This is a genomic window from Nocardioides sp. JQ2195 (assembly GCF_012272695.1).
GTDB lineage: Bacteria > Actinomycetota > Actinomycetes > Propionibacteriales > Nocardioidaceae > Nocardioides.
Map to the genome: position 1 here is coordinate 2,023,326 of NZ_CP050902.1, position 20,887 is coordinate 2,044,212.

18 protein-coding genes and 1 riboswitch are annotated in these 20,887 nt (G+C 68.5%); of the genes, 2 read left to right on the plus strand and 16 right to left on the minus strand.

The features are described 5' to 3' along the window. Positions 1–62 precede the first annotated feature (62 nt). Together kstD and ncot_RS09695 are read left to right on the plus strand one after the other, a co-directional pair. Positions 63–1,760, plus strand: coding sequence for a 3-oxosteroid 1-dehydrogenase (gene kstD, locus ncot_RS09690; RefSeq protein WP_168617424.1), 1,698 nt, complete (start codon positions 63–65; stop codon positions 1,758–1,760). A 378-nt stretch (positions 1,761–2,138) separates the two neighbouring features. Continuing rightward, positions 2,139–3,023 (plus strand): MaoC/PaaZ C-terminal domain-containing protein, encoded by an 885-nt coding sequence (locus ncot_RS09695; protein WP_168617425.1) that lies wholly within the window; start codon positions 2,139–2,141, stop codon positions 3,021–3,023. A 261-nt stretch (positions 3,024–3,284) separates the two neighbouring features. On the opposite strand, the gene ncot_RS09700 is transcribed toward ncot_RS09695, so the two are convergent. From ncot_RS09700 to ncot_RS09775, 16 genes are all read right to left on the minus strand, one after another. Continuing rightward, a complete protein-coding gene (locus ncot_RS09700; RefSeq protein ID WP_168617426.1) occupies positions 3,285–3,935 on the minus strand; it encodes a GNAT family protein in 651 nt (216 codons plus the stop codon). A 40-nt stretch (positions 3,936–3,975) separates the two neighbouring features. Beyond that, positions 3,976–5,343 carry a serine hydrolase domain-containing protein gene (locus tag ncot_RS09705; protein WP_168617427.1) on the minus strand — a complete coding sequence of 456 codons (1,368 nt, stop codon included), beginning with the start codon at positions 5,341–5,343 and terminating at the stop codon, positions 3,976–3,978. Next, the gene (gene gcvP, locus ncot_RS09710) at positions 5,340–8,207 is read right to left on the minus strand and encodes an aminomethyl-transferring glycine dehydrogenase (protein WP_240938156.1); all 2,868 of its coding nucleotides are present in this window, start codon (positions 8,205–8,207) and stop codon (positions 5,340–5,342) included. The genes ncot_RS09705 and gcvP overlap by 4 nt, the downstream gene beginning before the upstream one ends. Before the next feature lie 101 nt (positions 8,208–8,308). Then, positions 8,309–8,416, minus strand: a riboswitch (glycine riboswitch). Between the two features lie 134 nt (positions 8,417–8,550). Continuing rightward, positions 8,551–9,135 carry a MerR family transcriptional regulator gene (locus ncot_RS09715; protein WP_206065351.1) on the minus strand — a complete coding sequence of 195 codons (585 nt, stop codon included), beginning with the start codon at positions 9,133–9,135 and terminating at the stop codon, positions 8,551–8,553. 259 nt (positions 9,136–9,394) lie between these two features. Next, complete coding sequence (locus ncot_RS09720; RefSeq protein WP_168617430.1) at positions 9,395–9,865, minus strand: bifunctional nuclease family protein; 471 nt, start codon at positions 9,863–9,865, stop codon at positions 9,395–9,397. A 34-nt stretch (positions 9,866–9,899) separates the two neighbouring features. After that, complete coding sequence (locus tag ncot_RS09725) at positions 9,900–10,625, minus strand: MerR family transcriptional regulator (RefSeq protein ID WP_206065269.1); 726 nt, start codon at positions 10,623–10,625, stop codon at positions 9,900–9,902. A gap of 3 nt (positions 10,626–10,628) precedes the next feature. Next, a complete protein-coding gene (locus tag ncot_RS09730; protein ID WP_168617431.1) occupies positions 10,629–11,144 on the minus strand; it encodes an FHA domain-containing protein in 516 nt (171 codons plus the stop codon). 65 nt (positions 11,145–11,209) lie between these two features. After that, the gene (gcvH, locus tag ncot_RS09735) at positions 11,210–11,596 is read right to left on the minus strand and encodes a glycine cleavage system protein GcvH (protein WP_168617432.1); all 387 of its coding nucleotides are present in this window, start codon (positions 11,594–11,596) and stop codon (positions 11,210–11,212) included. Positions 11,597–11,632: 36 nt separating this feature from the next. After that, a complete protein-coding gene (locus ncot_RS09740; protein WP_168617433.1) occupies positions 11,633–12,403 on the minus strand; it encodes a DUF881 domain-containing protein in 771 nt (256 codons plus the stop codon). Continuing rightward, a complete protein-coding gene (locus ncot_RS09745; RefSeq protein WP_168617434.1) occupies positions 12,396–12,728 on the minus strand; it encodes a small basic family protein in 333 nt (110 codons plus the stop codon). The genes ncot_RS09740 and ncot_RS09745 overlap by 8 nt, the downstream gene beginning before the upstream one ends. Then, positions 12,725–13,579, minus strand: a complete 855-nt coding sequence (locus ncot_RS09750) for a DUF881 domain-containing protein (RefSeq protein ID WP_168617435.1) — start codon at positions 13,577–13,579, stop codon at positions 12,725–12,727. Before ncot_RS09750 ends, ncot_RS09745 begins: the two co-directional genes overlap by 4 nt. After that, positions 13,572–14,150, minus strand: coding sequence for a CDP-alcohol phosphatidyltransferase family protein (locus tag ncot_RS09755; protein ID WP_168617436.1), 579 nt, complete (start codon positions 14,148–14,150; stop codon positions 13,572–13,574). Before ncot_RS09755 ends, ncot_RS09750 begins: the two co-directional genes overlap by 8 nt. A gap of 63 nt (positions 14,151–14,213) precedes the next feature. Then, positions 14,214–15,296, minus strand: coding sequence for a hemolysin family protein (locus ncot_RS09760; protein ID WP_168617437.1), 1,083 nt, complete (start codon positions 15,294–15,296; stop codon positions 14,214–14,216). Further along, positions 15,289–16,647: a hemolysin family protein gene (locus ncot_RS09765; protein WP_168617438.1), complete on the minus strand. Its 1,359-nt coding sequence runs from the start codon at positions 16,645–16,647 to the stop codon at positions 15,289–15,291. The genes ncot_RS09760 and ncot_RS09765 overlap by 8 nt, the downstream gene beginning before the upstream one ends. A 153-nt stretch (positions 16,648–16,800) precedes the next feature. Beyond that, positions 16,801–20,037: a fused isobutyryl-CoA mutase/GTPase IcmF gene (gene icmF / locus ncot_RS09770; protein WP_168617439.1), complete on the minus strand. Its 3,237-nt coding sequence runs from the start codon at positions 20,035–20,037 to the stop codon at positions 16,801–16,803. 88 nt (positions 20,038–20,125) lie between these two features. Continuing rightward, entirely contained in the window at positions 20,126–20,881 is a 756-nt protein-coding gene (locus ncot_RS09775) for a helical backbone metal receptor (protein ID WP_168617440.1), read from the minus strand. Positions 20,882–20,887 lie beyond the last annotated feature (6 nt).

Consider the following 20,887-nt stretch of genomic DNA (forward strand, 5'->3'; position numbering starts at 1 on the left):
ACCTGTTACAGTTTTTGCGGAATCAGGCCCCGCCACGGCGGAGAAGACCCGGAGGAAAAGTGGTGAAGACCGAGTACGACGTGATCGTCGTCGGCACCGGTGGCGGAGGTTTCACCGCTGCCCTGGCTGCGCACGAGCGAGGCCTCGACACCTTGGTGATCGAGAGCACCGACGGATTCGGCGGATCCACCGCACGCTCCGGCGGCGGCGTCTGGATCCCCAACAACTACGCACTCGAGAAGGCCGGCCAGGTCCAGCCCGAGTCCGAGGTGAAGCAGTACCTCTACGAGATCGTCGGTGACGAGGTGCCCCGCGAGCGGATCGACGCATTCGTCGAGAACGGCCCGGCCGCACTCGAGTTCGTCCGCGACCACTCGGCGGCCGACTTCACCTGGGTCCCGCAGTACAGCGACTACTACCCCGAGGCCACCGGTGGCAAGGCCAGCGGACGCAGCGTCGAGCCCAAGGCGATCGACGGCCACGTGATCGGCGACGAGCTCGAACGCCTCACCAAGTCCTACACGAAGGCCCCGGCCGGAATGGTCGTCACCCAGGCGGACTTCCGGAAGATCTCTCTGGGCCTGCGGACCATCCGGGGCCCGCTCACGATGGTCAAGGTGTTCCTGACCCGGCTGATCACGATGGCCCTCGGCAAGCGGATGTTCGGCATGGGCATGGCGATGATGATCGGTCTGCGCAAGGGACTCCTCGACCGGGACATCCCCGTCTGGTACGAGACCCCGCTCATCGACCTCGAGGTGAACGACGGCCGGGTCACCGGAGTCGTGGTCACCCGCAACGGCGGTGAAGCGGTGCTCACCGCGCGGCGCGGCGTGATCCTCGCCTGCGGTGGGTTCGAGCACAACGACGAGATGCGCAAGAAGCACCAGAAGGCACCGATCGGCACCGAGTGGACCACCGGCGCCGCCGGCAACACCGGCGCTGGGATCCTGGCCGGCGAGAAGCACGGCGCCGAGCTGGCCCTCATGGACGACGCCTGGTGGGGCCCGTCGATCCCGTTGCCCAGCGGGCCGTGGTTCTGCCTCGCCGAGAGGAACCTGCCCGGGTCGATCATCGTCAACCAGGCCGGCCTGCGCTACGGCAACGAGGCCGCGCCGTACGTCGACGCGGTGCACGCGATGTATGACTCCGCCGAGGAGACCGGCATCGACCACTTCCCGAGCTGGATGATCATCGACCAGCGCTACCGCAACCGCTACCTCTTCGCCGGCCTCGGCCCGCGCCAGCCGTTCCCTGGCCGCTGGCTCAAGTCGGGCGTGATCGTGAAGGCTGGCTCCTTGGAGGGCCTGGCCGAGAAGATCGGGGTCCCGGCCGATGCACTGACGGCTACGGTCTCGACCTTCAACGGCTATGCCCGCACCGGCAAGGACCTCGACTTCGGCCGAGGGGACTCGGCGTACGACCGCTACTACGGCGATCCGCGGGTCAAGCCCAACCCGTCGCTCGGCGTCATCGACGAGGGCCCGTTCTACGCGGTGAAGATGGTCCCCGGCGACCTCGGCACCAAGGGTGGCATCGTCACCGACGCCAATGCGAGGGCACTGCGCCCGGACGGCTCGGTGATCGAGGGGCTCTACGCCACCGGCAACGTGTCAGCCGCCGTGATGGGACGGACCTATGCCGGAGCGGGTGCCACCATCGGGCCCGCCGTCACGTTCGGTTGGATCGCCGCCAACGCCATCGCCGACTCCATCTCCCGCACAGCGGGAGGAGCAGAGGGACAAGCGAAGGGCGTCTGACACCCTGACGGTGGTTGAGGAGCGAGGCACGAGCGTCTCGAAACCACCAACCCCGCACAAGCCATGACGGTGGTTGAGGAACGAGGCACGAGCGTCTCGAAACCACCAACGCCGCACAAGCCATGACGGTGGTTGAGGAGCGAGGCACGAGCGTCTCGAAACCACCAACCCCGCACAAGCCATGACGGTGGTTGAGGAACGAGGCACGAGCGTCTCGAAACCACCAACCCCGCACAAGCCATGACGGTGGTTGAGGAACGAGGCACGAGCGTCTCGAAACCACCAACGCCGCACAAGCCATGACGGTGGTTGAGGAGCGAGGCACGAGCGTCTCGAAACCACCAACCCCGCACAAGCCCACACTCGAAAGGTCAGCACATGCCCATCGACACCACGGTCGCCGTCGGCGCCCAACTCCCCGACCGCACGTTCTCCTGGAACGAGTCCGACGTCCTGCTCTACCACCTCGGCGTGGGTGCCGGCTCCCGTCCCGGGGACAACACCGACGCGGGGGCACTGCGTTGGACGCACGACGACGCGAGCCTGCAGGTGCTGCCGTCCTTCGGAGTCGTGGCGCCCACGTTCCACGAGACCGCTGCCCCGTCGGTCGACCTGCCGGGCTGTGACATCGACCTCCAGATGGTGCTGCACGGATCGCAGGAGGTCGTGGTGCACGCTCCGATCCCGACCTCCGGCACCGCCACCCAGAAGACCAAGATCTCCGACGTGTGGGACAAGGGCAAGGCCGCCGTGATCGTCCAGGAGGGCGAGGCCTTCGACGCGTCCGGCCAGCACCTCTGGACGGTGCGCTCCAGCATCTTCGTGCGCAACGAGGGCGGCTGGGGCGGCGACCGTGGCCCCTCGACCAAGGTCGACCTCCCTGCCCGCGAGGCCGATGCGGAGACGTCGTACGCCGTCACGCCGCAGCAGGCGGCGCTCTACCGGCTTTGCGGTGACCGCAACCCGCTGCACATCGACCCGGCCTTCGCCAAGGGCGCCGGCTTCCCTGCCCCGATCCTGCACGGCCTCTGCTCCTACGGGATCGTGCTGCGGGAGGTCACCGACCTGGTGCTCGCCGGTGAAGCGGCTCGTGTGGGCGGCTTCGCGGCCCGCTTCGCCGGGGTCGTGTTCCCGGGCGAGACGATTCGCGTGCAGACCTGGGACGAGGGCGATCGAGTCATCATCAGCGCCACGATCGCCAGCGAGCACGAGCAGCGCAACGGCTCCCCCGTCCTGGCCGACTGCGTGCTCACCAAGGCCTGAGCGCCCTCAGCGCTCGTGAGCGCTGCCAAACGTCCCACTTTCCCGAGCAGAGTGGGACGTTCTGGAGCGCTCACGAGCCACGTCCTCCCATCTGGAGGGTTGGTCGGTGGTCCGGCCGACCGCACTCGAGCCGTCCCGAGGGCCCCGTGCGCGACGGGGTGCGGAAGGTCCGGAGGCGCATGGGACGTGCGGGTGAGCACAGCATCGGCAAGGTCGACGTGCTGCTCCGAGAACAGCCGTGGGAAGTGTGTCGCTCAGGGATCAGTCATCGTCGAGCAGCAGGGCAGTGCGCAGTGCATCCGCGCCCTCGACCGTGATCGGCTCTCCGCGGACCAGGTCCTGCTCCGAGATGGCGAGGTGCTGCAGGTGTGCGAGCTCGCCCACGCGGCGCTTGCGGCGCTCGATGCCGTTGGTGCGGTAGCCGAGCTTGCGACTCACCGCAAGCGAGGCCGGGTTGTCGACGAAGGCGCCCGAGGTCAGCTCGGTCGCGCCGAGCTCGTCGAAGCCGAAGGCGCAGATCGCCTGACGCATCCGGGTGCCGATGCCACGACCTTGGTGCTTCATCGCGAGCCACGAACCCGACTCGGCGGTCCTGGTCACCCGGAACCTGGTGGCCCGCAGGTCCTGGCAGCCGACAAGCTCGCCCTCGAAGCGTACGCCGAAGTTGAGCGCCCACTCCCCCGGCCCGAAGTCGGCGCGCTGCTGCCAGTAGTACTGCGCCATGTTGAAGCCCAGTTCCCCACGCGGGGCGATGCTCCACGGCTGCTGGAACGGCATCGTGTCCGGCGGGTGAATGCCCCCGAGCGCCAGCTCGACCAGCTCCGGGATCACCTCGTCGGTGACCGGCACCAGCTCGAGCGGACCGGCAGTGATCCGAGCCCCGAAGGGCGCGAAGTGGGGCGTCAACGTCATGGCCCCACATTTTCCCCGCGCGGGCGCCCGCTCAAACCGATCACCGTTGCGGCACCCCGCCGGGGATCGGCGCGGCGGGGTCGTAGGGCGTGCGCGTGAAGATGAACGTGGACAGGTTGAGGTGGTTGATCGAGCCGTCGTCATTGCGCACGACCTGCAGGGTCTCGCCGGTCTGGTAGCCGGCCGTGCCGACCAGGCGATCGCCGTCGAGCCGGTACCGATAGCCGACCACCCCGTTGCGACGCACCACGAGCTGGTCGCCCTCCCACCCGAAGACCATCGGCGTGGGGCCCCAGTGCCACACACCGACGATCTCACGCACCACGTCGGGAACCGACGTGGATGGTCGCCAGGGCTCGGGAACGGTCGGCTCCGAGGCCTCGAGCTCCTCGAGCAGGGTGGTGGCGATGCCGGCAGCGGGCAACCCCGTCATCGCATTCGCGAACGCGACGACGCCGGTGCGGCGCAGCCGGTCGATGAAGCACGACGCGACGAAGCCCGGCATCGAGCCGGTGTGTCCGACCAGCACCCCCGAACCACCGCGATGCATCTGGAAGCCGAGCCCGTGGGCGGACTCCAGGCCTGACGCCAGCGCGCCCGACTGCGGGATGTAGGCCTCCTCCAGCCTGGCCTTGGGCAGGATGCCGGCGTGCCCCTCGACCAGGAACGTGCAGTAGGTCGCGAGGTCGGCGACCGTGCTCCACATCTGGCCCGCCGGCGCCATCGCGCCGGTGTCCGGATGCGGCTCCTCGATGAGCTCCCCCGTGTAGGGGTCGACGCTGGTGCCCTGCGCGTGGACGCCCTCGCACTGGTACGTCGTCCGGTTCATGCCCAGGGGCACCAGGATCCGTGACTGCACGCACTCCCACCAGCTGAGGTCGCGCAGTCGGGCCACGGTCTCGCCGAGCAGGCCGTAGGCCAGGTTCGTGTAGTGGAACTGCTGACCGATCGGCAGCACCCCCGCCGAGTCGGCATTGGCTGCCGCCAGCTCGTCAAAGGTGAGACCCGGTGAACGCTCCCACCAGGAGCCGTTCGGCTCGGCCTGCATGCCCGAGTTGTGGGCCAGCAGTGAACGGATCGTCCGGTTCCCGTAGCCGATCTCGCCCAGCACCGTGGACACCGTGTCGTCGAGGCTGAGCACGCCCTCCTCCACCAGCTGGAGGATGAGGACCGCGGTGAACGTCTTCGTGATCGACCCGATCTTGTACTGCGTGTCCTCCGCAGTGCCGGCCAGGTCTCCGTGGCCACCGGCCCAGACCAGGTTGCCGTCGCGGACCACACCGGCCGCGATCGACGGCATCCGGCCCTCAACCTGGGCCTGGGCGATCTTCGCCTGGAGCCGTCGTGCCGTGACGGGCGCGACCGACTCCTTCAACGGGTCACCCACGACCGGTGTGTCGGCGCTCATGCGAAGGCTTCCGGCGGGGGGCAGGCACAGACCAGGTTCCGGTCGCCGTACGCCTGGTCGATGCGAGCAACGGGCGGCCAGTACTTGTCGGCGTCGAACCCGGTCGGGAACACCGCGACCTCGCGCGAGTACGCACGGTCCCAGTCCGCGTCGGACAGGGCCCGCGAGGTGTGCGGTGCGCCGCGCAAGGGTGAGTCCTCGGGGGTCCACTCCCCTGACTGCACCTTGTCGATCTCTTCGCGAATCGCGATCATCGCGTCGCAGAACCGATCGATCTCGGCGAGGTCCTCGGACTCGGTCGGCTCCACCATCAGCGTGCCCGCCACCGGGAACGACATGGTCGGTGCGTGGAAGCCGTAGTCGATGAGGCGCTTGGCGACGTCGTCGACGCTGACGCCGCTGTCCTTGGTGAGTCCGCGCAGGTCGAGGATGCACTCGTGGGCCACGAGGCCACCGTGGCCCCGGTAGAGCACCGGGTAGTGCTCGCCCAGGCGGGCGGCGATGTAGTTGGCCGAGAGCACCGCGACAGCAGTTGCCCGGGTCAGGCCGGCCCCGCCCATCAACCGGATGTAGGCCCAGGTGATCGGCAGGATCCCGGCCGAGCCGTAGGGGGCCGCGCTGATCGGACCGATGCCCTGGCGCATCTCCTCGACCGGGTGCTGCCCGTGGGAGGGGAGGTACGGCGCCAGGTGCGCGCGCACGGCGACGGGACCCACGCCCGGACCGCCACCGCCGTGGGGGATGCAGAAGGTCTTGTGCAGGTTGAGGTGCGACACGTCGCCCCCGAACTCACCGGGCTTGGCATAGCCCAGCAGCGCGTTCAGGTTGGCGCCGTCGACGTAGACCTGGCCTCCGTGGTCGTGCACGATCTTGGTCAGCTCGGTGATGGTGTCCTCGTAGGCTCCGTGGGTCGACGGGTAGGTCACCATGATCGCAGCCAGGTCGTCGGAGTGCTTCTCGCACTGGGCCAGGAGGTCGTCAAGATCGATGGAGCCGTCGTCGCTGGCCTTGACGACCACCACGCGCATGCCGGCCATCACGGCGGAGGCCGCGTTGGTGCCGTGGGCCGATGACGGGATCAGGCAGACGTCGCGCTCGGCGTGTCCGTTGGCCCGGTGATAGCCACGGATGGCGAGCAGGCCGGCGAGCTCACCCTGGGAGCCGGCGTTCGGCTGGATGGACACCCGGTCGTACCCGGTGACCTCGGCCAGCCATCCCTCGAGGTCGGCGATCAGCTTGCGGTAGCCGCTCGCGTCAGCAGCCGGAGCGAAGGGGTGGAGGTCGGCGAAGCCGGGCAGGCTGATCGGCTCCATCTCCGTGGTCGCGTTCAGCTTCATCGTGCAGGAGCCGAGCGGGATCATCCCGCGATCCAGCGCGTAGTCACGGGCGGAGAGCCGCCGCAGGTAGCGCAACATCTGGGTCTCGCTGTGATGGCTGTTGAACACGTCGTGCTCGAGGAAGCCGGACTCGCGTCGCAGCGCGAGCGGCAGGGCATCGTCGACGTCCCGGTCGACGGCGTGGACGTCCACGCTGACGCCGAACGCCCTCAGCAGGCTGCTGACGGTCGAGCGGGTGGTGGTCTCCGAGGTCGACAGTGCGACGAGGTCGTCGTCGACGTGGCGAAGGTGCAGGCCGAGTGCCCGGGCGGACCCGACCACCTCGGCCGCCCTCCCGGGGACCCGGACCGTGAGGGTGTCGAAGAAGTCCTCGTTCACGACCTCGATGCCCGCGCCGGTCAGGGATGCGGCGATCACGGCCGCGTAGCGGTGCGCGCGGCGGGCGATGGTGGTCAGCCCGGCAGGGCCGTGGTAGACGGCGTACATCGCCGCCGTCACGGCGAGCAGCACCTGTGCCGTGCAGATGTTGGAGGTGGCCTTGTCGCGGCGGATGTGCTGCTCGCGGGTCTGCAGGGCGAGGCGATAGGCAGGACGGCCCTCAGCGTCGACGGAGACACCGACCAGGCGTCCCGGCAGGTGCCGTTCGAGTCCGGACGACACCGCCATGAACCCGGCATGCGGCCCGCCGTAAAACAGCGGCACGCCGAAGCGCTGGGAGGACCCGACCACCACGTCGGCACCGAGCTGCCCCGGCGCCTCGAGCAGGGTCAGGGCCAGCAGGTCAGCGGCCACCACGGCCAGTCCGTTGCGGGCGTGGGTCTCCTCGATGAGGGCGCGGGGATCGGTGACCCGACCGCTGGCGCCGGGGTACTGCACCAACAGGCCACACAGGTCGCCCTCGGGCAGTCCGTCAGCGAGGTCCGCGACGAGCACGTCGATCCCCATCGCCTCCGCACGCGTGCGCACCACCTCGATCGTCTGCGGCAGCGCGTCGGCGTCCACCACGAACGGGCCCCTGGCCTTCTTGTTCGCACGACGGACCAGGGTCATCGCCTCAGCGGCGGCGGTGCCCTCGTCGAGGAGCGACGAATTCGCGGTCGGCAGCCCGGTGAGGTCGCCGATCATCGTCTGGAAGTTGATCAGGGCCTCCAGGCGACCCTGGGAGATCTCGGGCTGGTAGGGCGTGTAGGCGGTGTACCAGCTCGGGTCCTCGAGCACGTTGCGGCGTACGACGGGGGGTGTGATGGTGCCGTGGTACCCGAGACCGATCAGCGACTCGGCCGGCCGGTTGCTCGCAGCGAGCTCGCGCAGCTCGCGGGCCACGGCGTCCTCGGTCAGCGCGGACGGCAGGTCGAGCGCGGCCGCGGTGCGGATGCCACCCGGCACGGCCGCATCCATCAGCCCCTCCAGGCTGGTGTGGCCCACCCGCGCGAGCATCGTCTCGATCTCGACGGTGCGGGGGCCGATGTGGCGCTCCACGAAGGGCAGGGCATTGTCGAGCTCGGCGAGCGTCGGACTCTCTGACACGGGTGACTCCCAAATGGCTGGCAGCGACAGGCGGTTTCCTGGCGCACCTCCCCCTCTGTCACGGACCCGCCCGACCATCGGACGCGTCCACTTCAGAGTTGCCAGCCCGCGCGGTCCTTGGCGCCTGAGAGGTTCCGGGGAGGGGTTGCCCCTTCGGCGCTCCATCACCGGCTCGAGAGCCGGCACGAAGACTCTCCCGCACGGGATTGTCAGCGGGGACAAACCTACCATCGGCCGGGCCTCCGACCACGCGCGTGACCAGTGCGCCACGGACGGATCACGAACGAACCGGCCCGCCACCTCGAGGGTGACGGGCCGGTTCGGAGTCAGTGGGGTGCTGGGATCAACCGATCTTGCGGGCAGCCCGACGGGCAGCCAGCTCGTCGGCGGCGGAGTCGGTGCTGGTCGCACCGTCGGCGACGCGCTCGCTGGGCAGCTCCGAGAGCGAACCCTCGATCTCGCGCCAGACACCGCCGATGGCGATGCCGAAGACGCCCTGGCCGCCCTGGAGCAGGTCGATGACCTCGTCGTTGCTGGTGCACTCGTAGACCGAGGCGCCGTCGCTCATCAGCGTCACGCGGGTCAGGTCGTCGGTGCCCCGCTCACGCAGGTGCTGCACGGCGCCACGGATCTGCTGCAACGAGATGCCGGCGTCGAGCAGGCGCTTGATCACCTTGAGGATCAGGATGTCGCGGAAGGAGTAGAGGCGCTGGGTGCCGGAGCCGGTGGCACCGCGGACGGTCGGCTCGACCAGCCCGGTCCGGGCCCAGTAGTCGAGCTGGCGGTAGGTGATCCCGGCGGCGTTGCAGGCCGTGGGACCGCGGTAGCCCTGGTCGCTGGGCAGCGGCGAGACGTCATCGGTGAAGAGCAGACCCTGCTCATCGGCCCGGCCGGCTGCGATCTCGGCCTCGACGAACCCCTGGTCCACCGATCCGCTTTCGTTGACACCCACGTTGTGACCCTCCGGTCGTTTACTCCATTGAGCGTAACTCCTGGGGGGAAGGTGCTGCCACTGGACCCGGAGGAGAACCTTCAGGTCCAACCACAACGTTGGAGTTACAACAGAGACACTCCAAGGTAGGCCGGGTTCCCGGGACGGTCAATCTGCTCGGCGGCGTGTCGCAACCTTCAACCTCAACTTGAGGGCGAAGGTTGCTGGGCGCGCGGGTGGCGACCCGGCGCCGGGGTCAGCCTTCGTTCTCGAAGTCCTCGGGCGTGACGTGGTCGAGGAACTCGCGGAACCGCTCCACCTCGTCCTCCTGCTCCTCGGGCACCGCCAGTCCGACTTCCTCGAGGACCTCGTCGGAGCACACGATGCGCGTGCCCGTCCGCAGCGCCAGGGCAATCGAGTCGGAGGGTCGGGCACTGACCTCCAGTCCTGACTCGAAGGCCAGGATCGCGAAGAAGACACCGTCCTTCATCTCGGTGATCCGCACCTCGGAGAGCGGGTTCCCGGTCTCGTCGAGGATCGTCTTGAGCAGGTCGTGGGTCAGTGGCCGCGGGGGCACGACACCCTGCTGGGCGAAGGCAATGGCCGTCGCCTCGACAGCACCGATCCAGATCGGGAGATAGCGCTCCCCCGCGACCTCCCTCAACAGGACGATCGGTTGGTTCGACGGCATCTCGACCCTGACTCCGATGACATCCACTTCGCGCATGACGCCACCCTACTCGCCCGGCAGTGAGCCGGGATCAGGACTGCAGGCCAGCCTTGACCAAGGTCGCGTGCAACTTCACCGACAGCGCGGCAATCTCCGCCACGGCCTCCTCGGCGCGTGCCTGGGCGGACGCGTCACGACCCCGTTTCAGGGGCGCGATGACCTGCTCGACCAGGCCGACCTCCCGGTCAGCCGCAGTCTTGAACGCCCGCAGGTGCCGTGGCTCGAACCCGAAGCTGGCCAGCTCAGAGGCGGTCTTGGCGACGACCAGGTCGTCGGCGTCGAAGTGGCCGGTGCGGCTGGCCTTGACCAGGGCGAAGTTCTCGAGCTGGACCAGCAGGTCCTCGTCGACCTCGGCCACCTTGAGCAGCTCGCGTCGCGAGATCCGCAGGTCGGAGCTCGCCCGGAAGGAGTCCACCGACGGCAGGCCGTCGTTGGCCAGGGCGACGTTGGGCACCCGAGGCCCCACCTCCTCGATCGCGGGGGGCTCGAGCCCGCGGTCCATCGCGTCGAGGTGCTCGCCGATGACCTTCAGTGGCAGGTAGTGGTCGCGCTGCATGCGCAGCACGTAGCGAAGGCGCTCCACGTCGGCCGCCGAGAACTTCCGGTAGCCCGCCGAGGTGCGCTCCGGGTCGATGAGGCCCTTGTCCTCGAGGAACCGGATCTTCGAGTGGGAGATGCCCGGGAAGTCACCCTTGAGCTGCGAGAGCACCTCCCCGATGTTCATCCGACGTCGCGGAGAAGCAGCGGGTGAAGCCATCACTCAGCCGTTCTGGACCGGGTGGGCCGCGAAGAAGACCAGCCGGTACTTGCCGATCTGGACCTCGTCGCCGTCCTGCAGGATGACGTCGTCGATGCGGTCGCGGTTGACGTAGGTGCCGTTGAGGCTTCCCGAGTCGGAGACCCGGTAGCCTCCGGCCTCCCGCCGGAACTCCGCATGCCGCCTGGAGACGGTGACGTCGTCGAGGAAGATCTCGCTCTCCGGATGGCGCCCGGCGGTGACCAGCTCGGTGTCGAGCAGGAACCGTGAGCCGGCGCTCGGACCACGTTGCACCACGAGCAGGGCGTGCCCCATCGGCAGAGCGTCGACCGCGGCCGAGTCGGCCGGGTTCAGCGCCCGCTCGTCGCCCTCCGCCTTCTCCGGAGCCCCGAACGTGATGGTTGCGGTCGACTCGACCGCACTCTCCGCGGCCGCGCTCGTGACCAGCCGGTGACCGCACTGGGCGCAGAAACGTGCGTCGTCAGGATTCTGCTTGCCACAGCTCGTGCAGAACGGCATGTACGACCCTCCCGGATACAGAAGAAACCCTCAACACGCGGTCGAGGTTGACTGTTTCCAACCTATCAGTCGTCCAAGGACGACTGATAGGTGTTGGCATCCATCAGTGCATCGATCTCGGTCGGGTCGGACGGAGCCACCTCGAAGAGCCACCCCTCGCCGTACGGGTCGGAGTTGACCAGCTCGGGCGTCGCGTCGAGGGCCTCGTTCACCGAGAGGACCTCACCGGAGACGGGCGCGTAGAGATCGCTGACCGACTTGGTCGACTCGAGCTCGCCCACCGTCGTGCCGGCAGCGACGGTGTCGCCGACCTCGGGCAGGGAGGCGTAGACGATGTCGCCCAGGGCGTCCTGTGCGTAGTGGGTGATGCCGATCCGAACCGATCCCTCGGTCTCTCCGGGCTGACGCACCCACTCGTGCTCGCTGCTGTACTTCAGGTCCTCGGGGTACACGCTGTCTCCTGTTCGGTGGTCGTGGTGCTTGGCAGGCTACTGGTCCTCGCGGGGCTCTGCGAAGTCACCCTCCGCGTCCTTGACGACGCTGGCCACCTCGAGCTCCTCCAGCTCCTCGACGGTGACGGATCCGCCTTCCTCCTCGACGACCTCCTTGGGTCCGTCGGGGAAGTCGAGGGCTCCGGCGAGCGTGTTCGGCTCCCCGATGACATCGATCACGAACGGGGCCTCGAGGAGCTGGCCGTCGAGCTCGATGCCGAGGGAGGTCTGAACGATCGACGACTGCGCGATCACCCGCACCCGGTCGTTGAACTCCATCACCTCCGCGCCCGCTGCTCGCAGCTCCTGGATCGCGTCGAGCAGCGTGTCCGCGTCGACGTTCCCCTCGTCGTCGGTGATCGTGATGCGCACGCCCGGCCCGCTGGCCGGCACGGTGCCCGCGAGGATCGCGTAGACGTCGGTGTCCTCACGGGCCTGGTCCAGCGCGGCCTGCCGCTTGGACGACTCGTCGCGCAGGTCGTTGCGCAGCTCGGTCAGCCTGTCGATCTCGTTCTCGGCGCGTTGTGAGCTGGCGGAGAGACCGTCGAAGACCCGGATCAGGTCGTCCTGCCGCAGGCCCGTGTAGTCGTCGTCACGCTCGTTGTGCTGCACCTGCGTCATCGCGGCGAACCCCACGGCTGCGAGCAGCAGTGCGACCACGGCCTGGCCCCGTGACGGCCGGGCCAGGAACACGGACCTGAGCCGCTCGCGGCCACTCGGGGCTGGAGCCCGCTCGTCGACGGGAGCTTCGGAAGGCTTCTCAGGCATGGAACACGTGCCGTCTGATTGCTGCCACGTTGGAGAAGATCCGGATCCCGAGCACGACGATGACGCCGGTCGAGAGCTGGCCACCCACACCCAGCTTGTCGCCCAGGAAGACGATGCCGGCCGCGATGACCACGTTGGAGACGAACGAGACGACGAAGACCTTGTCGTCGAAGATCCCGTCGAGGTAGGCCCGCATGCCACCGAAGACCGCGTCGAGGGCCGCCACCACCGCGATCGGCAGGTAGGGCTCCAACCACAACGGGACGTCGGGCTGAAGGATCAGCCCAGCCACGATTCCGACGAGTAGGCCGAGAACGGCAATCATGGAGCCTCCTTCTGCTGCGTGGATTCGGTGGAAATCTGGGCAGACCGTAACAAGGGCGCCCGGCTGGAGGGGAGAGACATGTCGGACTGGCTGTTCTCCATCGTGAACACCAACCCGTAGTTGTTGCGCAGGGACAACCACTCCAGTCCCGGCCGTGACTCGGCGAACAGTGACTGCAGCGTGTTGGGATCTCCGACGACGAGGATGTCGTAGGGCGGCTTGATCGGCTGCGCCCTGATGTGGATCGCGGTGCCCACGCTCCGGATGCTGCTGATCGCGGTGAGGCGGTGGCCGTTGATCGAGATCGCCTCGGCACCCGCGGCCCACAGTCCGTTGACGAGGATGGCAAGGTCCTCGTCCCGCACACGACCGTCACTGCTGCCGTCGGGCGAGTCGTCGACCTGGATCCGGACGCCCGGGCCGCGCACCGTGGCGAAGCCGGCGTAGCCCTTGCTGTTGAGGAGAGCGCCCTCGACCCTGCGGCTCCGACTGCCGAGCTCATCGACCCGGTCAGCCAGCTGCTCGTTCCCGTCGCGCAGGTCGCTGATCGAGTTCTGTGCCTCGGCGAGGTCGTCCCGCTCGAGAGTGATCTGCCGGATCAGCTCCTGGCGACCCTCCTCCGTCGTGGCGGCCTCCCGGGAGGTCTGCACCGCCGCGACCACGATCATCAGCCCGAACAACGCCACCGCGAGGGCCGTCGTGCGGGTGGGACGAGGTCGACCGGTCTCCGCTCCCGTGGCCGCGCGACGCTCGGCCACGTGGCGGTAGTCGCTGTCGAGGCTCTGGTTGGTGATCAGCGTCAACAGGGGCAGCGTGACGTGCTCGGGGAGCTCCTTGCCGGTCTCAGCCATCCAGCACCGGCGCATGCTTGTCGGTGTCGCGGAGCAGCTTGCGCACCTGCCATGCGTAGAGCAGCCCGGCCCACCAGTAGAGGCCGATCCCCCAGATCGCGAACGCCCACCCGAACACGTCGGCGAGTGTCGCCACGGTGCTCTCGCCGTGGCCGAGGAGCAGCAGGGGGAACGCGTAGAGCAGGTTGAAGGTCGCGGCCTTGCCGAGGAAGTGCACCGGCAGGGCGCTGTAGCCGCGGGTCCGCAGGAACGGCACCAGCCCCCACAGGAACAGGTCTCGCAGTGGCAGCAGCAGGGCCAGCCACCACGGGATGATGTCGCGCATGGCCAGTCCGAAGACCACCGCGAGGATGTAGAGGCGGTCGGCAACGGGGTCGAGGACCTCGCCGAGCGCTGAGCGCTGGTCGAGGCGGCGGGCCAGGTAGCCGTCGAGCCAGTCGGTGATTCCCGACAGCATCAGGACACCGAGCGCCCAGGCGTCCTCCTGCGGGCCCAGGACCAGCCAGAGGAACAGCGGGACTCCCAGGAGCCGCGCCATGCTCAGCAGGTTGGGCACCGTCCAGATGCGCATGCTGCGGGTTTGCTCGTCCTGCACGTCAGGGTGACCATCTCTCGCCAGTGGGGCTGCCGAGGGTCACTTTAACCGGCGCTCCGAGCCGGCGGGCGATGGCTCACCGGACTCGTCGAGGTGGGCGGCGTCGCGGATCTCGCCGACCAGTTCCTCGAGGACGTCCTCCATCGTCACCAGGCCCAGGGTGGCGCCCTGGGCATCGACCACCCGGGCCATGTGGGCCCCTCGGCGCTGCAGGGTCTCCAGGGCGTCGTGGAGCACGTCGCCCGGCTGGACCGTGGCGAAGGGGTGGATCCACTTCTCGTCGACCACCCGGGTTCGACGGGCCGGCTCCGTCTCGAGCACGTCCTTGATGTGCAGGTAGCCAACCGGGTCACCCGCGCTGCTGCGCACCGGGAAGCGCGAGTAGCCCGTCGCCGCGCAGAGATCCTCCACGTCTGCTGCGGTGCAGCCCCGCGCGAGCGTGGTCAGGTCATCCATCGGCAGGAGCACGGACTCGACCGTGCGCTCGGTGAAGCCGAGGGCTCCGGCCAGGCGGTCGTACTCCTCGGCGGCCATCAGGCCCTCTCCGCGCGACTCCTCGACCAGCGCGGCGACCTGTTCTCGCGTGTAGGTCGACGACACCTCGTCCTTGGGTTCCACGCGCATGAGTCGCAGGGTGGCGTTCGCGATCCAGTTCAGGAACACGATGATCGGACGCAGGATCGTGACGATGCCCATCATTGGCGGGCCCAGCAGGATCGCGGCCCTGTCCGGCCCGGCGATGGCGATGTTCTTGGGGACCATCTCGCCGAGCACCACGTGCAGGTAGACCACGATCGCGAGGGCGATGACGAACGAGATCGGGTGGACCAGGTCGTGCGGCACGTGCGCGGCCTCGAAGAGCGGACTGAGCAGGTGGGCCACCGCCGGCTCACCGACCGCACCGAGGCCCAGGGAGCAGATGGTGATGCCGAGCTGGGCACCCGCCATCACCAACGAGACGTTCTCCATGGCCCGCAGGGTCGTGCGCGCCATGGAGGAGGTCTTGGCCCGCGGTTCGATCTGCGTACGCCGCGCCGAAACGAGTGCGAACTCCGCGCCAACGAAGAAGGCGTTGAGGGCGAGCAGGACGACGGCCAGCACCAGGGCCCCGTAGTCACTCATCGGAGTCGCCCTCAGTCCGGGTCCAGAGCCTGATCCGGTCGACGCGCAGGCCGTCCATGTGCTCGACCTTCAGCACAGCGATGACCTGCGGCAGTGGCTCGTCCTCGTCGTCGAGCTCCACCGGGAGGGGCACCTCGACCTCGTCCCCGGCAACCGGGATCCTGCCCAGCTCGCGCAGCACCAGCCCGGCGATGGTGTCGTAGTCCTCGTTGGCGGGGAGGTCGATGTCCGTGACGTCCTCCACCTCGTCGGGCCGCAACAGGCCGGACAGCGACCAGGCGCCGTCCCTGCGCTGCCTGACCCGGGCACCGAGGCGGTCGTGCTCGTCGGCGATGTCACCGACGATCTCCTCCACCACGTCCTCCAACGTGACGATGCCTGCCTGGCCGCCGTACTCGTCGAGGACCACGGCCATCTGGAAGCCGTCGCGACGCAACAGCGCCAGCAACGGATCGAGCTTGAGTGAGTCGGGCACCACGATCGGCTTGACCATGATGTGCTTGATGCGCGTGGTGGCGCGCTCGTGGAGTGGCAGGGCAACGGCGTGCTTGACGTGCACGGTCCCCACGACAGCGTCCTGGTCATCGAGGACCGGGAATCTCGAGTGTCCGGTGCTGCGGGCCAGCTCGATGACGGAGCTGGCCCGGTCGGTGGCCTCCACGCTGGTGGTGCGCACCCGCGGCGTCATGATCTCGCCGGTGGTGCGGGCACCGAACTCCACCGAGCGCTCCATCAGCTCGGCGGTGTCCGCGTCGAGCGTGCCCTGGTCGGCCGAACGAGCGATCAACGAGGCCAGCTCGTTGGTCGTGCGCGCCGAGCGCAGCTCCTCCTGCGGCTCGATGCCGAGGCGTCGGACGATCATGTTGGCGGAGTTGTTGAGGATCCGGATCGGGACCTGGTTGACCGTCGTGAACGCCCGCTGCATCCCCGCGGTCGCCCGGGCGGTCTCCATGGGCTTGGCGATCGCGAGGTTCTTCGGGACCAGCTCGCCGTAGATCATCGTCATCGCGGTGCTCAGCGCCAGTGCCAGTCCGATCGCGACGGGGTGCACCATGCCGCTGGCGAGTCCGGTGGACTCGATCGGGTTGCGGAGCAGCGCAGCGATGGCCGGCTCGGCCAGGAAGCCGATCGCCAGGTTAGTGACCGTGATGCCGACCTGGGCACCGGACAGCTGCGTCGACAGGGACCGCAGTGACTTCTGCACGCCGATGGCACCGGCGTCACCCGCAGCCGCGGCGTTGGCGACCACGGAGCGGTCGACGGTGACCAGCGAGAACTCGGCCGCGACGAACACACCACAGGCCAGCACCAGCAGCACCGCCAGTGCCAGCAGCAGCCACTCGATCAGCATCGCTCTCCCCCGTCGTGCTCGGGATCAGGGAGCCGGGGACTTTGAGAACCGTCCATGAGATGGGTGCGCAGCTGCTTTCGTGGTGAGGAGAGGACGGGAGTCAGGCTACCGAACGTGACCTGATCGCACTAACCCGTCGGGAGCCTGCACACCTCACACGTTTCGGCGGTACTGCCCACCCACCTCGAAGAAGGCCTCGGTGACCTGCTGCAGCGAGCACACCCGCGCGGCGTCCATCAGCACGGCGAAGACGTTGTCACCCGAGATCGCCGCATCCTTCAGGCGCGACAGCGCGGCTTCGGCCTCGCTGCGGTGCGTGTCCTGGAAGGCTTCCACCCGGTCGAGCTGGGACTTCTTCTCGGCCTCCGTGGCACGGGCCAGCTCGACGGTGTGGTCCTCCTCGCCCGCGCTCTCGGGGCGACGGAAGGTGTTCACGCCGATGATCGGCAGCGAGCCGTCGTGCTTGCGGTGCTCGTAGAGCATCGACTCGTCCTGGATCCGGCCCCGCTGGTAGCCGGTCTCCATGGCGCCGAGGACACCGCCGCGCTCGTTGATCCGGTCGAACTCCTCGAGCACGGCCGCCTCGACGAGGTCGGTGAGCTCGTCGATGATGAAGGACCCCTGGAGCTGGTTCTCGTTCATCGAGAGGCCCCACTCCTTGTTGATGATCATCTGGATCGCCAGGGCCCGTCGGACGGACTCCTCGGTCGGTGTGGTGACCGCTTCGTCGAAGGCGTTGGTGTGCAGGGAGTTGGCGTTGTCGTTGATCGCGATCAGCGCCTGCAGCGTGGTGCGGATGTCGTTGAAGTCCATCTCCTGCGCGTGCAGGGAACGGCCCGAGGTCTGCACGTGGTACTTCAGCTTCTGCGAACGCTCGTTGGCGCCGTACTTCTCCTTCATGGCCACTGCCCAGATCCGGCGCGCGACGCGACCGATCACGGAGTACTCGGGGTCCATGCCGTTGGAGAAGAAGAAGGACAGGTTCGGCGCGAAGTCGTCGATGTCCATCCCGCGGGCGAGGTAGGCCTCGACGTAGGTGAAGCCGTTGGCAAGCGTGAACGCGAGCTGGCTGATCGGGTTCGCCCCGGCCTCCGCGATGTGGTAGCCGGAGATCGACACGGAGTAGAAGTTGCGGACCTGGTTCTGGATGAACCACTCCTGGATGTCGGCCATCATCCGCAGGCTGAACTCGGTGGAGAACAAGCAGGTGTTCTGGCCCTGGTCCTCCTTGAGGATGTCGGCCTGCACCGTGCCGCGGACGTTCGCGAGGGCGTACGCCGCCAGCTGTGCGGACTCCTCGTGGTTCGGCTCCCGGCCCTCCTTCTCGCGGAAGGCATCGACCTGCTGGTCGATGACCGTGTTGAGGAAGAAGGCCAGGACGGTGGGTGCCGGGCCGTTGATGGTCATCGACACCGAGGTGGACGGGGCGACCAGGTCGAAGCCGTCGTAGAGGACCTTCATGTCGTCGAGGGTGGCGACCGAGACACCGGACGTGCCGACCTTGCCGTAGACGTCGGGGCGCAGGTCGGGGTCGCGACCGTAGAGGGTCACGGAGTCGAAGGCCGTGGACAGGCGCGTGGCCTCACCCTCGTGGGACAGGATCTTGAAGCGGCGGTTGGTGCGGGCCGGGTCGCCCTCACCGGCGAACATCCGCGCCGGGTCCTCGCCGTCGCGCTTGAACGGGAAGACGCCTGCGGTGAAGGGGAAGAAGCCGGGCAGGTTCTCCTTGCGCCAGTAGCGCACCAGCTCACCGCGGTCGTCGTACTTCGGCAGGGAGACACGGCGGACCTTGTTGCCGGAGAGCGACTCCTTGGTCAGCTTGGTGTGGATCTCCTTGTCGCGGATCCGCACGACCTGCTCGTCGCCGGAGTAGGACTCCACGACAGCGGGCCAGTGCTCGATCTGGTCGGCGAGCTCGTGCGGCACCTGCTTGCGCGCCGCCTCGAGGAGCTCGGGCACACCGCCGGCCTCGGCCTCGGCGTCGGCCAGGGCAGCCTGCACCGCCTCGAGCTGCTGCACCTTGCGCGCAGCGAGGACGAGGTCCTCGGTCTCGGCGTGGTAGCTGCGCACGGTCTCGGTGATCTCGGAGAGGTAGCGCACTCGGCCCGTGGGCACGACCTGGGCGATGCCGGACGAGTGGCGGACGTCGACCCGCGGCAGGACCCCCTCGGCGACGGGCAGACCCTGCTCACCGAGGGCGGACAGCAGGTGCTGGTAGAGCGCGGTGACGCCGTCGTCGTTGAAGGTGGCGGCCGAGGTGCCGAAGACCGGCATGTCCTCGGGCTTCTTGCCGAACGCCTCCTTGTTGCGGACCAGCTGCCGGCCCACGTCACGTAGTGCGTCCATGGCGCCGCGACGCTCGAACTTGTTGATCGCGACCGTGTCCGCGAAGTCGAGCATGTCGATCTTCTCGAGCTGGGAGGCCGCACCGAACTCGGGCGTCATGACATACATCGACTCGTCGACGAACGGCAGGATGCCGGCGTCGCCCTGCCCGATGCCCGGTGTCTCGACGATGACCAGGTCGAAGCCCGCCGCCTTGGTCACGGCGATCACGTCGGCCAACCCGTCGGGGATCTCGTGGCTCCCGCGAGTGGCGAGGGAGCGGAACATCGTGCGCTCACCGTCGAGGCTGTTCATCCGGATGCGGTCGCCGAGCAGGGCGCCCCCGCCACGACGACGTGTCGGGTCGACGGCGATCACCGCGATGCGGAGCTTGTCCTGCTGGTCGACCCGGAAGCGCCGGACCAGCTCGTCGGTGAGGCTGGACTTGCCGGAACCGCCGGTGCCGGTGATGCCGAGCACGGGCGTGGTGTGGGCGGCTGCGGCCTCATGGATCGCGGTGCGGAAGTCATCGGGGAGCTCGCCCAGCTCCGCGCCGGTGATGGCGCGCGCCACGGCGAACCTGTCTCCTGCGATCACCGCGTCGGCTCGCACGGAGCCGTCCTGCCACAGGTCGATGTCGCACTCGCGGATCATCGTGTTGATCATGCCGACCAGGCCGAGGCGCTGACCGTCCTCGGGCGAGAAGATCGTGACGCCGCTCTTCCTGAGCCGCGCGATCTCCTCGGGGACGATCACGCCGCCGCCACCGCCGTAGACCTTGATGTGCCCGGCACCGCGCTCCTTCAGCGACTCCACGAGGTACTCGAAGTACTCCACGTGGCCGCCCTGGTAGGACGACACGGCGACGCCCTGGACGTCTTCCTCGATCGCGGCCTCGACGACCTCGTGGACGGAGCGGTTGTGCCCGAGGTGGATCACCTCGGCGCCCTGGCTCTGGAGGATGCGCCGCATGATGTTGATCGATGCGTCGTGGCCGTCGAAGAGACTCGAAGCGGTGACGAAACGGACCGGGTTGACCGGCTTGTGGAGGTCAGGCGTGGTCACGGGTTGCTCCCGAACAGAGATGGTTGGACGTCCTAGTAGTTAAATACTAGGACGTCCTAGCAATTGTGCAAAGTCGCCGTGTCGCGCCTCACACGAGTGCCTTCAGCTCGCGGTGGGCCTCGACCAGTGCCGGGCCGTACCAGGTCAGCAGTCGTCCACTGACCAGCGCGGTCCTGTTCGCGGTGAACGCCTCGGGGCCGTCCTCAGGGGTGAAGACGTAGGGCTCGTCCGGGAGCAGGACGAGGTCGGGGTCGCGCCGCTGGATGTCCTCCACCGTCACGGAGGGATAGCGGTCGGCGTGGTCGGCGTACACGTTGGCCAGGCCCAACCTCGCCAGCAGGTCACCGGTGAAGGTCCGCGCACCGATCACCATCCACGGGTCCCGCCAGATCGGCACGGCGACCGTGCGCGTCGGGGCAGGCGTGCTGCTCCCCCACAACCGTCGGGCCTCGCCCAGCCATCCGGGCTCCTGCTGGCGCAGGACGTCGACGAAGAGGCGTCCCATGGAGTCCAACGCCTGCGGGACCGACTCGGTGACGGTCACCCAGACGCGGATGCCGCGCTGGCGGAGCCGGCGGACGTCGAGCTCTCGATTCTCCTCCTGGTTGGCGATCACCAGGTCCGGCGCCAGGTCGGCGATCGCAGCCAGGTCGGGGTTCTTGGTGCCCCGCACGCGAGCAACGGCGAGATCCGCGGGACGGGTGCACCAGTCGGTCGCCCCGACCAGGACGTCGGGGGCGGAGGTGGCGAGCGCCTCGGTCAGTGACGGAACCAGCGAGACCACACGGGAGGGAGCGCCGTCGAGGGCCACCTCGTGGCCCAGGTCGTCGATCAACGTCGTCATGCAGTC